11 protein-coding genes are annotated in these 13922 nt (G+C 38.0%); 2 read left to right on the top strand and 9 right to left on the bottom strand.

Going from position 1 to position 13922, the window contains the following annotated elements:
* Positions 1 to 4: 4 nt before the first annotated feature.
* The 3 genes from MKX67_RS04765 to kdgD form a co-directional block, all read right to left on the bottom strand.
* A complete protein-coding gene (locus tag MKX67_RS04765) occupies positions 5 to 1360 on the bottom strand; it encodes an MFS transporter (RefSeq protein ID WP_095370416.1) in 1356 nt (451 codons plus the stop codon).
* A 95-nt stretch (positions 1361 to 1455) separates the two neighbouring features.
* Positions 1456 to 2916 (bottom strand): alpha-ketoglutaric semialdehyde dehydrogenase GucD, encoded by a 1461-nt coding sequence (gene gucD, locus MKX67_RS04760; protein WP_095370417.1) that lies wholly within the window; start codon positions 2914 to 2916, stop codon positions 1456 to 1458.
* A gap of 4 nt (positions 2917 to 2920) precedes the next feature.
* Positions 2921 to 3853 carry a 5-dehydro-4-deoxyglucarate dehydratase gene (kdgD, locus tag MKX67_RS04755; protein ID WP_095370418.1) on the bottom strand — a complete coding sequence of 311 codons (933 nt, stop codon included), beginning with the start codon at positions 3851 to 3853 and terminating at the stop codon, positions 2921 to 2923.
* A 175-nt stretch (positions 3854 to 4028) separates the two neighbouring features.
* On the opposite strand from kdgD, the gene MKX67_RS04750 reads away from it, so the two are divergent.
* Positions 4029 to 4715 carry a FadR/GntR family transcriptional regulator gene (locus MKX67_RS04750; protein WP_095370419.1) on the top strand — a complete coding sequence of 229 codons (687 nt, stop codon included), beginning with the start codon at positions 4029 to 4031 and terminating at the stop codon, positions 4713 to 4715.
* 56 nt (positions 4716 to 4771) lie between these two features.
* Here MKX67_RS04750 and garD read toward each other — a convergent pair whose 3' ends face one another.
* A complete protein-coding gene (gene garD, locus MKX67_RS04745; protein WP_307319024.1) occupies positions 4772 to 6307 on the bottom strand; it encodes a galactarate dehydratase in 1536 nt (511 codons plus the stop codon).
* Between the two features lie 290 nt (positions 6308 to 6597).
* Between garD and MKX67_RS04740 the strand changes: the two genes are divergently transcribed.
* Positions 6598 to 7548 (top strand): zinc-binding dehydrogenase, encoded by a 951-nt coding sequence (locus tag MKX67_RS04740; protein ID WP_095370421.1) that lies wholly within the window; start codon positions 6598 to 6600, stop codon positions 7546 to 7548.
* Positions 7549 to 7846: 298 nt separating this feature from the next.
* Here the strand turns inward: MKX67_RS04740 and MKX67_RS04735 are convergent, their stop codons facing one another.
* The 5 genes from MKX67_RS04735 to MKX67_RS04715 all read right to left on the bottom strand — a co-directional run bounded on the left by MKX67_RS04735 (position 7847) and on the right by MKX67_RS04715 (position 13712).
* Positions 7847 to 9460 (bottom strand): glycerol-3-phosphate dehydrogenase/oxidase, encoded by a 1614-nt coding sequence (locus MKX67_RS04735; RefSeq protein ID WP_342488940.1) that lies wholly within the window; start codon positions 9458 to 9460, stop codon positions 7847 to 7849.
* Positions 9461 to 9560: 100 nt separating this feature from the next.
* Positions 9561 to 11051 carry a glycerol kinase GlpK gene (gene glpK, locus MKX67_RS04730; protein WP_307319031.1) on the bottom strand — a complete coding sequence of 497 codons (1491 nt, stop codon included), beginning with the start codon at positions 11049 to 11051 and terminating at the stop codon, positions 9561 to 9563.
* A gap of 19 nt (positions 11052 to 11070) precedes the next feature.
* Positions 11071 to 11781 (bottom strand): MIP/aquaporin family protein, encoded by a 711-nt coding sequence (locus tag MKX67_RS04725; RefSeq protein ID WP_095370423.1) that lies wholly within the window; start codon positions 11779 to 11781, stop codon positions 11071 to 11073.
* Between the two features lie 452 nt (positions 11782 to 12233).
* Positions 12234 to 12776 carry a glycerol-3-phosphate responsive antiterminator gene (locus MKX67_RS04720; RefSeq protein ID WP_307319033.1) on the bottom strand — a complete coding sequence of 181 codons (543 nt, stop codon included), beginning with the start codon at positions 12774 to 12776 and terminating at the stop codon, positions 12234 to 12236.
* Between the two features lie 276 nt (positions 12777 to 13052).
* Positions 13053 to 13712 carry a DUF975 family protein gene (locus tag MKX67_RS04715; protein WP_095370425.1) on the bottom strand — a complete coding sequence of 220 codons (660 nt, stop codon included), beginning with the start codon at positions 13710 to 13712 and terminating at the stop codon, positions 13053 to 13055.
* Positions 13713 to 13922 lie beyond the last annotated feature (210 nt).

The raw sequence follows: 13922 nt of genomic DNA, 5'->3' as shown, positions 1-13922 counted from the left end.
CCTATCAAACTTTCTTCAATTCTACTCGCTTAATTTCACCTACAAGGAATAAATAACTTAATATTGCGACTAAAGCGCTCGCACCAACAAACAACAACGCCATATTAAAAGATCCAGTCGTGCCTACAATATAGCCAATAATGATTGGAGTAGTAATACCTGCTACATTACCAAAAGTATTAAACAATCCTCCACTCACCCCTGACATCTCTTTCGGAGAAGTATCCGCAACAACGGCCCATCCCAGAGACCCAAATCCTTTGCCAAAAAAAGCTAGGGACATTACAAAAACAACTACCCATTCTGTGGTCACATAGTTAGCAATGACAAGGCTCATAGAGAGAAGTAAACCAGTAATAATTGGTATTTTCCTTGCTGCCGTTATCGAGACACCCTTCTTCAATAAGAAATCAGAGAACGTTCCTCCCAATATACCACCAATAAATCCACAGATAGCAGGTAATGAAGCAACTAAACCTGCCTCTAATATATTCATACCTCTTTGATCCACTAAATAGACCGGGAACCATGTTAAGAAGAAATAGGTCAATGTCGTTATGCAATATTGTCCTAGGTAGACGCCGAGAAGCATTTTATTGCTTAATAATTGCTTTATATATTGCCAGTTCGGCCCTTGCTTTTTCTCTACTTGATTGGCCGCAGTATCCATATCAACTAATGCGCCGCCTTCTTTTATATAATCCAACTCTGCTTGATTAATTTTAGGGTGATCTTTTGGGTTGTATATCGTTTTTAACCATACAAAGGCTACAATGATTCCGATGGCCCCCATGAAAAAGAAGACATATTCCCAACCAAATGTGAAGGTGATATACCCCATGATAGGTGCGAATAGTACAGTAGCAAAGTATTGGCCTGAATTGAAGATTGCTGCGGCAGTCCCTCTTTCCGCACTCGGAAACCATGCAGCTACAATTCGGCTATTTGCAGGGAAAGATGGTGATTCTGCCAACCCTACAAAAAATCTTAAGGCAAATAAAATGATAACAACTGTTGTGACTGATTGAAATGAACCTATTAACCCTTGTACTAAAGTAAACAAAGACCAAAGGAAAATACTCCAAAAATAAACACGCTTAGAGCCAAATTTATCAAGCAACCATCCACCAGGAATCTGCCCTAATACATAGGACCACGCAAATGCTGAAAATAAATACCCCATCATCACTGAATTTATACCTAGATCACTTGATAGCGCTGGACCGGCAATTGATAAAGTAGCACGATCAGCATAATTGATAACTGTGACAATAAAGATCATTAGAACAATTAACCATCTCGTTTTTGTTTTCTTTCCTGTTGCTGGTGTTATTTGTCTTTCCGATTTAAGGACTGCCATGGTAATCACCCTCTTTTATTTTATTGAATGTAAGCGTAAACAATCTACTGTTTTTTTAAATGATGAGTAGGTCGCGCTGCCCACTCATCCTGATGCTAGCCTTTTACAAACACAGTTTTAATAGATGTAAAGAATTCTTTTGCTGCCTCTCCTTGTTCACGTGAATGTGAACTCGATTCCTTCATACCACCGAATGGTGCTTGTAATTCAACACCAGCACTTTCAGCGTTAATCCGGATCAATCCCGCTTCCATCTCTTGAACAAATTTCAGCATTCTTGTAATATTTTGCGTAAAAATCGAAGCACTTAAGCCATAAGCAGAATCATTAGCTACTTCAACTGCGCTCTCTAATGACGAAACTTTTATGAGAGCGATAACCGGTCCGAAAATCTCTTCTCTAGCAATAGCGATTTCTTGATCTGCTACTTCAAAGATCGTTGGTTCGACAAAATAGCCACCACTCTCCTTGTCTTCATATGGCTTACCACCTAGAAGCAGCTTTGCACCATCACTTACCCCTGTTTGAATAGCTTGTAATACATTTTTATATTGCGACTCACTTGCACATGGTCCCATCCAACTACTTGCATGAAGACCTGATCCAATCGTAATCTTTTTCGTTTCAATCACCAATTTTTCTACAAATCTATCATATACCGCTTCTTCTACAATCACTCGGCTCGTTGCTGTACACTTTTGTCCAGTAGAGAGAAAAGCACCTTTAATAACAGCGTCGACTGCTAACTCTAAATCAGCATCCTTGGCAACGATTACTGGGTTTTTACCACCCATTTCAAGTTGATACTTCACGCCTCGTTTCATTGCCTCATGTGCGATTGATTTACCAACTGCATTTGACCCAGTAAAAGTAATTCCTTTTATATCTGGATGTTTAGCAATCCCTCCACCGACTACAGCGCCAGAGCCAGTGACCATATTTAGTACACCCTTTGGTAATCCTGCATCAGCAAAGCATTGAGCAATTTTCGCAAAAGTAACTGCGCTTTCACTAGCAGGCTTAATGACTACTGTATTTCCATATATCAGTGCTGGTGCCACTTTCCATATTGGAATAGCAACAGGGAAATTCCAAGGAGTGATAACGCCCACAACTCCAAGTGGTACTCTTGTCGTAAACATCAATGCTTCATTATCGGTAGATGGAATGACATCACCTACTTTTCTCATTCCTTCTCCTGCATAATATTTTAAAATCGCTATGCCACGTTTCGTTTCACCCTTCGTCTCCGCAAGTGTTTTACCCATTTCCTTCGTAGCACATTCAGCAATTTCTTCTAACCGCTCCTCCATTAATCCAGCTACTTTATAAAGTATTTCACCACGCTGGGCACCACTTAAATTTCTCCAAGGTTTCTGAGCATGCTTCGCTGCTTCAACAGCTTTATCTAGATCATCTGTTGTTGACGATTGAATCACACCAACTATTTCACTCGGTGCCGCCGGATTGATACTTTCAATTGTTTCATTTGAATTCGACTCTATCCATTCCCCATTAATATAATTTAAGTAGTTTGCCGTTGTCACTGTACTCATTCCCTTACCCCCTGACAATCTTTTGCTTTTTTGGATACTTCTCTTTTGCTCGTTGCAAAATACTTTCTAATTGTTTGTAATGTTCAAGTTCTACAGGTGTGAAAGGTGCACGAACCTTGTTCTGAACTGGTAACCCTGACAGTTCCATACCTGCTTTAATTAAGGAGACTGCATAGCCTTTTCGCTGCTTACGGATCTCATTTATTGGTAAAATAATATCTTTATATATCTCGTGGACAATTTCATTTTTCCCTTGTAACAAAGCATCATAAAACTGTCTAGAAATATGAGGGATATAATTTGAAATTGCAGAGGAATACGAATCAAACCCTAATGGAATATAAGCTGGCATTGTTACCTCAGCCATAGGCATGCCATTCAACCAGCTTAAACGTTTACCGATACGATTGGTTAAACAAATATTCAGTTCCATATTCCCTACACCATCTTTTAGGCCAACCAGTTGCTCTAAATCTAGTAATTTCTCTAATGTGCTAGGTTGTAGAATCGCGTTATTCCTTTGATAAACAATAGCATTAAGTGATGTTTCTGAGATTACTTGATACAGATAATCATATAATCCCTCTTGTTCACCTTCTGCTAAATAGGGAGGTAATACAAGAAAGCCATCTGCTTTTTTATCCTCTGATAAGCGCGCATATGAAAGGGCATCCTGAATATTTCCACCTACACCTGTATAAACAGGTACCTTACCACCTGCTTCTTGGATGGCAACATCAAGCATGATTTCATATTCCTCTTTACTCAATGATTGGAACTCTCCTGACCCACATGCGATAAAGATTGCCTCTAATCCTTCTTCAATCAAATATCGAATATTAACTTCTAACGCTTTTTCGTCTAACTTTCCATTTTCATCAAATGGAGCTACAGGAAATCCGAGAATACCTGTAGGTGCTTTTCTAGGTGAATGCATATTTCATTCCTCCCCTTTCAATTTGTTATGTATAATTGTAAGACAAATTAAATTAACTGACAATATGTTTTTTGAAAATTTTTATTTATTTTTCTAAAGGGCTTGCTATTCTTTTAATTCTATTTGTATTACAATTAGATTAATTAAACTATTGTAATTTGGATGGTGGACAATTGTGAAGAAAGATGCGCTTGATTTAATTAGTAGCCAAGTCGTACGAAAAACATTGGCTCAGCAAGTAGAGGAACAAATAATTGATTTATTAATTTCAAATAAACTTAAACCCGGTGACAAACTACCTCCGGAAATGGAATTAATGGAACTTCTAGGTGTCAGTCGTCCCGTCATGAGAGAGGCGATGACTTCACTGGAATCTCTTGGTATTGTAAAAAGAAAAACGAGAGATGGTACTTACTTTACTGAGAGTATAAGTAATAAACCATTTTCAACCATGCTTTCCCTTGTTAGTGACAATATTGAAGCAATCGTTGAAGCACGCACCTCTTTAGAACTAGGTCTTGTTACATATGCAGCAGAAAAAATGACAGATGAAACTCTTGAAGCTTTGAATGACACAATTATCAAAATGGAAAATTCAGTCGACAACGAGTATGGTGAACATGATCTTATGTTTCATCGAATTATAGCCCTTAGTGTAAATAATCCTGTCTTACAAGGAATGATTGATTCGCTTTTACTCTCACATGTAAAAATCAACGCACAAATCAAATATCGAGAAAAAGAAAAAACAATCAGACATCATAAAGCCATTTATGAAGCACTCAAGAAAAAAGATCCTCAGGCTGCATTTCAAGCAATGTACAATCATTTGAAGTTTGTTGAAGGAAAAGTATTAGAATAAAAAACGAACCCAAACCGTATGTAAAGAACGGTACTGGGTTCGTTTTTTTTATCTAATTAAGTAATCGGTGCAGGATTAAATAGAGCTAAATCATTATGAAGCCCCCATTGATCTGCCCAAGTCTTTCTTTCTCCACTTGCTACTTCAATAATGTGATGGAATATTTCCCATCCCACATCTTCAATTGTTGATTCACCTGTGGCAATCGTTCCCGCATTTACATCAATTAAATCATTCCACTGTTCTGCTAAAGCATTTCTTGTGGATACTTTTATGACAGGTGCCATTGCTAATCCATACGGTGTGCCCCTACCAGTTGTAAATACCTGTAGATGCATGCCAGAAGCTAACTGTAATGTACCGCATACGAAATCGCTTGCTGGAGTAGCCGCATAAAGGAGACCTTTCTGTGTTGCTTTTTCTCCTGGTGCAAGCACACCAGAAATAGCACTACTACCAGATTTAACAATTGAACCTAATGATTTCTCTACTATATTAGATAGGCCTCCTTTTTTATTGCCAGGAGATGGGTTCGCACTTCGATCTGCTTTACCTTTTTGAAGATACTCATCATACCATTGCATTTCTTTAATTAAAGCGTTTCCAATCTCTTTCGTTTCGCACCGAGGTGTCAAAAGATGGACTGCATCCCTTACTTCAGTTACTTCAGAAAACATGACTGTAGCACCAGCTCTTACTAAAAGGTCAGCAGCATAACCAACAGCAGGATTAGCTGTAACACCTGAAAAAGCATCACTTCCCCCACATTGTAAGCCAACCACTAAATCGCTTACTGAGCAGATTTCTCTTTTGCGAAGGTTTAGTTTCTCTAACTTTTCTTCGGCCATATTCATAATATTTGTTACCATATCTGAAAAACCTGCTTGTTCTTGTAAAGACAATATGTCGCGATCTTTACCATCAGGTGCGAGCATTAATGGTGATAACTTTTCACACCCAAGACCGATGATTAAAGCTTCCCCTCCAAAGTTCGGGTGCTTAGCTAAATTCTGCAAAGTCCTTATCGGGATGATTGCTTCTGGCGCTTGAATGGCTACTCCACATCCGTACTGATGATTAATAGCTACGACATCATCTACATTTGGATAGTTTGGCAGTAATTCATTTTTTATTCTCTTCACAGCAAAATCAAGTACACCTACAACACATTGCACACTTGTTGATATTCCCAAAACATTCTTTATTCCTACACTTCCATCAGGATTGCGAAATCCTCGGAATGTATACCCCTCTAATGGTGGGAGGGCATCAGGCACACGAGTTGCTATACTTAACTTATGTAAATCTGGTGGAATAGGAAGCTCAACCATTGACTCTTCTACCCAACTTCCTTTCTTAATAGGTTTCAACGCTTTCCCTATCACCTCTCCGTAACGGATAATCTCATCCTTTTCAGCTATTTCTTTAAGTGCTACTTTATGTCCTTCTGGTACTCTACTAGTAAGAACCAGCCCGTTAGAAAAGGTTGTACCTTCCTTTAACCCACCAGCATTAACAACAATTGCTACATTGTCTTTTTCATGGACTTTTATAAAAAGGGGCTCTTCTTTTCGTTCTGTGTTCAATCGCATAATTCATCCCTCCTCATTTTGTATTATTGTAAGACAAATAAACTAAATGGTCAATAAATAGTGAGAATATTTTAAATAATATTCTCTCATTTGCATTGGTGACAAACTTTTCTTATAGAAAAGTAAGTATAGAGGAAAGCCAGTAATATATTGCTATTTTTGATTCAGTATACAGAATACACAAATAGCGTTATAATTTATATTGTCGACAATGTACAATTGTAATATCAATTTAATCGGCAAATCCTAGGTAGGAACCATGGTAAAACTTTTAGAAAGAAGGGGTTAATATGAAAGGCTGGGAATTTACAGCAACCAATGTACCATTGAAAGTAGTTGAAAAACCAGATCCAGTAGCAACTGAGGGTCGTGTAATTATCGATGTGAAGGCAGCTGGACTTTGTCATTCTGATGTAGGAGCTTTACATGATCCAAAATGGATGGATATTATCGAGAAAAAACCAATCATTATGGGACATGAAGTAGCAGGTATGATTACTGAAGTTGGCGAAGGTGTAACCGATTTCAAAGTAGGTGACCGCGTTGGTGTTTGTCCTGTTAGCTTAGTTGGTATGGGACCTGGATATGGTTATGATGGAGGCTATTCAAATAAAGTATCTGCTCCCGCGATTGACCTTGTACCCATTCCTGATGGTGTAACTTATGCACAAGCGGCAGCTGGCACCGATGCAGGAATGACCTCTTATCACGCAATGTTCAAACGTGGTGAAGCTAAACCAGGAATGAAAGTAGCAGTAATTGGTATCGGAGGATTAGGTCAAATTGCTGCTCGTGCAGCTGTTGTGGCTGGCATTGAAACGTATGCAGTAGATGTAAGCCCTAAAGCACGTGAATTAGCCAAAGAAATTGGTGTAAAAGATGTATTTGAAGATATTAAAGAATTAGCCGATATTGCACCAGATTTAGTAGTCGATTATGCTGGCTTCGGTACCACAACAGCTGGCGCAATTGATATAGTTGCACCAGGTGGTAAAGTTGTATTAGTAGGTATGGGGAAACTAGAATCTACAATTAATACTGATCCACTTATCTTAAAAGCTGCAAGCCTACTCGGAAGTGTTGGTGGAGATAAATACGATATTGCAGAAGTATATAAATTAATGGCTTCAGGCGATATCGATCCAGCCATTACTGAAATCACCTTTGATGAAATTGGGGAAGGTTTAGCTCGTTTAGAACGTCATGAAGTGACAGGACGTTTAGTAGCGATTATGGATTAATAAGACATTTAAGATACAAAATGGGTTTGGATTATCTTCCAAGCCCATTTTATCTTTTATAGTACATCATTCGCCAACGAATTTAGTAGGGTGTAAGAGGTGGACATGCAAATAATCCTTTGTGTCCTAAGTATGTTCAATCACACGTTTAAATCCTGATCATGTTTACTTTGACATGTCGTAATCAATACACAACCACTAAAAAGTGAGCAAACTTGATAATTGCAACCTTAAACTTCTAACTTTATTCCAATTCAAAAAAAAAAACGCACGGCTCAGGCCGTACGATTTTCTATGATTATGCCTTATTTATTTCCTCTTTCAACTCTTCTCTCATTTTCTCTGTCCTTTGTGCATTCCAAGCAAAATAATCACTCATAAATGTCACAACTGCTTCACTATAGTTCATTGCCCATTGTTTATTAAACAATATGGCACTTGTGCGTCGCATAAAATAATCGGTTGGGGTTTCGGTCATTTCTTCTTCTAAGCTATAGATTAATGTAGCATAGGCTTCAAGGGATAGATTGACTTTATCATGCTCACCCTTAGCTTTTTTAGCAATTTCAAATACGTTTTTGATATTAGAGCCATAGCGTTCGACTATGCGCTTTGCTTCTTGTTCTGTAAATCCGATTGCTGTACCATTCTTTATTTGCTCTTCCACAAAAGACTGGTAGCCATTAGAACCACCTACATCACCGCCTGATAAAATGATGTGATCTGTTTGACATGATTGGGTGTTTCCTAATCTCTCTGCGACAACATCGACTGTTTTTTCGGCCATTTTGCGGTAGCCTGTTAGTTTGCCACCTGCTATGGTGATGAGCCCAGTATCAGAATAGAATATTTCATCTTTACGTGAGATTTCGGATTCTTTTTTTCCTTCTTCGTAGATGAGTGGACGAACACCCGCCCAATGTGATTCAATCTGGTCTTTAGACAATGATAATGTTGGAAAAACCAGTTCTACTGTTTTTAGTAGATAATCACGGTCCTCTTCTGTCATTTCTGGATTTACGAGGTCTCCCTCATATTTAGTATCTGTTGTGCCTAGATATGTTTTTCCGTTACGTGGAATGGCGAATACCATTCTTTTATCTGGTGTGTCAAAGTAAACAGCGTTTTGTAACGGAAAGTCTTTTTGGTCAAATACTAAGTGGACACCCTTTGTATGAAATAATTCCTTACCGCTTAGAGAGCCATCTTTTTTTCTTAGTCCATCTACCCAGATGCCTGTAGCATTAACAACTTCCTTCGCATAAATAGGGAAAGCTTCGCCTGAAAATACATCAACTGCATTTACACCAATGACTTTGCCATTTTCATATATAAAGTCGTCTGCTTTGACATAGTTTGCTAAGGTTGCACCGAGTTCATCTGCTTTTTTAGCGACTTCAAGTGTGAGACGGGCATCATCTGTTTTATATTCTACATAGTAACCTGCACCTTTCAGGGTGTCTTTTACAAGTAATGGCTCTTTTTTAATTGCCTCTTCTTTAGATAGCATCTTCCGTCTTTCACTCTTCTTAACACCTGCAAGAAAGTCGTAAACCCTTAATCCAATACCAGTAGTAAACGGTCCAAATGTACCTCCTTTAATTAACGGAAGCAGCATCCATTCAGGATTGGTAACATGGGGTGCATTCTCATAAACGATGGCTCTTTCTTTCCCGACCTCTGCCACCACGCCTATTTGCATTTGTTTTAAATAACGTAGCCCGCCATGAACAAGCTTAGTTGAGCGGCTACTTGTGCCAGCAGCAAAATCCTGCATATCAATTAGCCCTGTATCTAAGCCACGTGACTGGGCATCAAGAGCAATTCCAGCTCCGGTAATCCCACCTCCGAGTACAAGTAAATCAAATTTTTTGTTTTTCAATTCGTTTAAGTTTGCCTTTCTATTCATCATAATCCATCCTTCCTTGGATAAAAGAAAAGACCGCAAATAGCCCTTATGTACAGGGTTGATTTGCGGTCTCTCATTCTCCAACATTTTATATTAACTTGTTTTATTGAAATGCGATTGTTGCTTTAATTGCTTTCTTCCAGCCGTTATATAATTCGTCACGCTTGCTTGATTCCATTTGATTTTCAAATGAATCTCCAATTTTCCAGTTATTAATGATTTCTTCTTTTGTCCAGAAGTCAACAGCTAAGCCGGCTAAATACGCAGCTCCTAAAGCCGTTGTTTCATTAATTTCTGAGCGTTCAACAATAGTGTCTAGTATATCACTTTGGAATTGCATTAAGAAATTGTTTTTCACAGCGCCACCATCGACACGTAACTTCTTCAGCTCAATACCTGAATCACTTTCCATTGCTGTTAACACATCTTTTGTTTGATATGCGAGGCTCTCTAATGTGGCACGAATAAAATGTTCCTTCGTCGTTCCACGCGTCATTCCAAAAGCAGCTCCTCGAATATCACTTTCCCAATAGGGTGTCCCAAGTCCAACAAATGCAGGTACAAGATAAACACCATCAGTTGATTCTACACGCGTTGCGTAGTCTTCACTTTCTGGGGCAGTCTTAATCATTCTCATGCCATCTCTCAACCATTGAATAGCCGAGCCAGCAACAAAAATACTACCCTCTAATGCATATTCTACCTTACCATCCAGTCCCCATGCAATAGTTGTGAGTAAACCATTTTCTGATTGCACTGGATTTTCCCCTGTATTCATAAGCATAAAGCACCCTGTGCCGTACGTGTTTTTTGCCATGCCTTTCTCAAAACAAGCCTGACCGAATAAAGCAGCTTGTTGGTCACCAGCAATACCGGAAATGGGAATCGTGATATCGCCAAAAATCTCTTTCGCTGTTTCCACATACACTTCAGAACTGGATTTCACCTCAGGCAGCATAGACTTAGGAACTGTAAGAATATCTAATAATTCGTCATCCCAGCTCAAATCGTAAATATTATACATTAATGTTCTTGATGCATTCGTGTAATCTGTTACATGTGCTTGACCGTTAGATAACTTCCAAATAATCCATGTATCAATCGTTCCGAAAAGCAAGTCGCCATTTTCTGCCTTTTCACGTGCTCCTTCAACATTGTCTAATATCCACTTTACTTTTGTACCTGAAAAGTATGCATCAATTAATAAGCCCGTTTTCGAACGAAAAGTATCATTTAAGCCTTTTGCTTTTAATTCATTGCAGATTTCACTCGTTTGTCTGGATTGCCATACGATAGCGTGATAGATTGGTAAACCGGTATTTTTATCCCATACAACCGTTGTTTCCCTTTGATTAGTGATCCCAATAGAAGCAATTTCACTGCCTTGTATATTATTTTCACTTATGACACCCGCCATAACAGAAAGAATAGAAGCGTAAATTTCCATCGCATCATGCTCAACCCAGCCTGGCTTTGGAAAATGCTGTTTAAACTCCCGTTGATATTCACCTACAATATGACCTTCTTTATTAAAAAGTATCGCTCTTGAACTTGTTGTTCCTTGATCTAGTGATAAGATATATTTTTTTGTCATGTCGGCATCCCCCTATTTATTAGAATAAAGATTGAAATACAAATGTTGCAAGAACAGCCCCAACTAATGGACCTACAACTGGAATCCAAGCATAGCCCCAGTCCGAAGACCCTTTGCCTGGGATGGGTAGTAATGCATGGGCAAGACGCGGTCCTAAATCACGAGCTGGATTTATCGCATAACCTGTTGTTCCCCCAAGACTCATACCAATTGCGGCAATAAAGAACCCAACGATAAGAGGATTTAATCCCTCAGCAAATGAATTTAGCCCAATCGCATTCAAACCAAAGACTAAAATAAATGTTCCGAGTACTTCACTTATGAAGTTAAATGGCGTATTTTTAATTGCTGGGCTTGTTGAGAAAACGCCCAGTTTCGTGCCTTGATCACTAGTAGCTTTCCAGTGTGGATAGAAGTATAAGATAACAAACGCTGCACCAATAAATGCACCAATCATTTGTCCTGATACATAATATGCAACAGCTCCCCACTCAATACTACCAGCTAAAGCTGCCGCCAATGTTACCGCTGGATTGAGATGGCCACCCGCACCAAAGAAATCTGAAACGTAGACACCAAACGCGACAGCAAACCCCCATGCAAACGAAGTGACAATCCAGCCACCACCATTAGCAAATGTCTTGTTTAAATTCAAATTGGCCCCAGCACCAACACCGAATACGACTAATATGAAAGTGCCAATTAGCTCTCCTATAAAAATATCAGACATTCAGTAATCCTCCTAATCATTTAATAGACTATAAAACTACTTTTTACATTACCCTTTCAAGAGAAAACAAAAAGAGGCATGCGAAAGAAAATAACGATCAAACGTTATTTCGCATGCCTCTCTAAATCTCCGACAAAATAAATTAACTTGTACGAACCATATTATAATAAAATGAAAACGATTGCAAATAAATAATTAAATTTTTTAGAAGAATAAGATAAGAGACATGTAAAGAAAAATCACCAGACCGATCGGTTTTTAACAACAAGTAAGATACTTATCCCCATGTTCACAGCAATCCGAGTCGATAAGTAAACAAATCTGACTGAAGATGAGCGCCCTTCCAAGTCATTATATTTCTTCAGCGAATAGAAAATGCAATCTTTTTGCAGTAATAAAAAAAGCCATCCTTTTCTACCAACCTGCTGTAAGTAGAAAAAGATCGCAGTTAATTATAGCTCCCATAGATCCCTGTTAGATGTTGAAACAGAGATAGCACCGGATTCGAGGGCTGATTCAATCTCTGATTTCTCCCTCACCAAGCCACCAGCAATTATTTTTATATCCGTTTTCTCATGAACTTCGCGAATGATTTCTGGAATAATGCCAGGTAACACTTCAATATAATCTGGCTTTGTATTCTTCAACAACTCTAGTCCATTCTCTAACGCCAGGGTATCAATGGAGAAAAGCCTTTGAATGGCTAGTACCCCTTTTTTCTTGGCTGTAATAATCGCTTGTCTCTTGGTCGAAATAATCCCAGCAGGTTTAATTTCTTGGCAAACGAATAAAGTGCCACTTTCATCATTCTTTAAACCATCAATCATATCCATATGAATGAGGATTTTTTTATTATGCTTCTTAGCTGTTGCTACAACACTTTTTATTTGTGTAATGTGAGAATCCAGTAAAATCATATACTCATATTGCGAAGAGATGACTTTCTCGAAATCCTTCATATTACGAATAGCTGGTAGGATTGATTGTTTGATCACTAAGATCAACTCCTTCTTCATTGCTCATATCTATCCATTAATAATAGAAACAGGTAAAGAAAAAAGCAATTACACTAAATACCTGTCTTAATTGTTTATCTTTGGCTTCATTCATTATAAAGCATCTTCTACACAAAAAAAAGAAAGCTAGATACTCACTGAATCCAGATTAAAAGTGTTCCCTATTGATTTAAAAAGAAAACCTTAGGTATATACAAGACATTATATAAAGATAAAAAGACCAACATCTTTATCAGATGAAGGTCTTCTAAACAATTATATAATCGCTTCCTTCACAGCAACAGCACCTTCTCGGTCTCTTAAATCTTCATAAAAGTGTGCATGCGCTGTTAAAAAGTATGGGCCAAGCCAAAGAAACCCAATTCCAAGCGTTAAGATACATAGAAAAGCCCAACCGATGAAGCTTAAGTTCAAACAAAAATATCTCCACTTATGACCCTTCATCATTTTTCGACTTTCAGTTATCGCTTTGTTCACAGATAATTCTGGGCGGTCGCGTAAAATATACATCGCTTGAGAATACGAAAGCGACTTAATGATGCCTGGGATAATCAATAATAAGAACCATAAGAAAATATAAATGCTTTGTAAAATCGTTAATCCCAAAGCTCTTAAGAAACTCAAATACTTAAAGCCTGTAAATAATTCCTCCACTGGAAGCTTAGACTCTCTAATTAATGTAATGTACGACAATGAAAGACTTACACCAAATGGAATTAAGATTATACTAATTGCAATACTAATTAAATTATACCCTGCAGCATACTCCCATTCAGGATAAGGAATTAATAGTATTTCAATAATAAATTCGGGGATGAACGTAATTAGAAAATATAAGAATGAGAGCAATACACCCTTTCCCCAATTGTCTCGCAATGATGCGAGAGCAAGTTGTTTAATTTGTTTACTTTTCATCTCGTTTCTCTCCTTTCACAACCAACACATTGTAACACAAGAAAAAAATGCCATCAATTGTATATTTTTCTTTTTTTATATTTTTTTTTACCTTAAGCTATTAGCTTTAAAAAACGCACAAACATCTTTGATAATATCAAAAAATTTACCAATATATAATAATTACTACTAAAAGTTCTAGCATCCGATAATGCGCATACTCCCCCCTCT

This window comes from Cytobacillus sp. FSL W7-1323 (assembly GCF_038595015.1).
GTDB lineage: Bacteria > Bacillota > Bacilli > Bacillales > Cytobacillaceae > Cytobacillus > Cytobacillus kochii.
This window is presented reverse-complemented; position numbering and strand designations above follow the sequence as displayed.

Bases quoted from the DNA above. Each gene is read 5' to 3' on its own strand.
- gucD (WP_095370417.1), bottom strand. From the start codon at position 2,916: ATGAGTACAGTGACAACGGCAAACTACTTAAATTATATTAATGGGGAA.
- MKX67_RS04715 (WP_095370425.1), bottom strand. From the start codon at position 13,712: ATGAAAAGTAAACAAATTAAACAACTTGCTCTCGCATCATTGCGAGAC.
- kdgD (WP_095370418.1), bottom strand. From the start codon at position 3,853: ATGCATTCACCTAGAAAAGCACCTACAGGTATTCTCGGATTTCCTGTA.
- MKX67_RS04740 (WP_095370421.1), top strand. From the start codon at position 6,598: ATGAAAGGCTGGGAATTTACAGCAACCAATGTACCATTGAAAGTAGTT.
- glpK (WP_307319031.1), bottom strand. From the start codon at position 11,051: ATGACAAAAAAATATATCTTATCACTAGATCAAGGAACAACAAGTTCA.
- MKX67_RS04735 (WP_342488940.1), bottom strand. From the start codon at position 9,460: ATGATGAATAGAAAGGCAAACTTAAACGAATTGAAAAACAAAAAATTT.
- MKX67_RS04765 (WP_095370416.1), bottom strand. From the start codon at position 1,360: ATGGCAGTCCTTAAATCGGAAAGACAAATAACACCAGCAACAGGAAAG.
- garD (WP_307319024.1), bottom strand. From the start codon at position 6,307: ATGCGATTGAACACAGAACGAAAAGAAGAGCCCCTTTTTATAAAAGTC.
- MKX67_RS04725 (WP_095370423.1), bottom strand. From the start codon at position 11,781: ATGTCTGATATTTTTATAGGAGAGCTAATTGGCACTTTCATATTAGTC.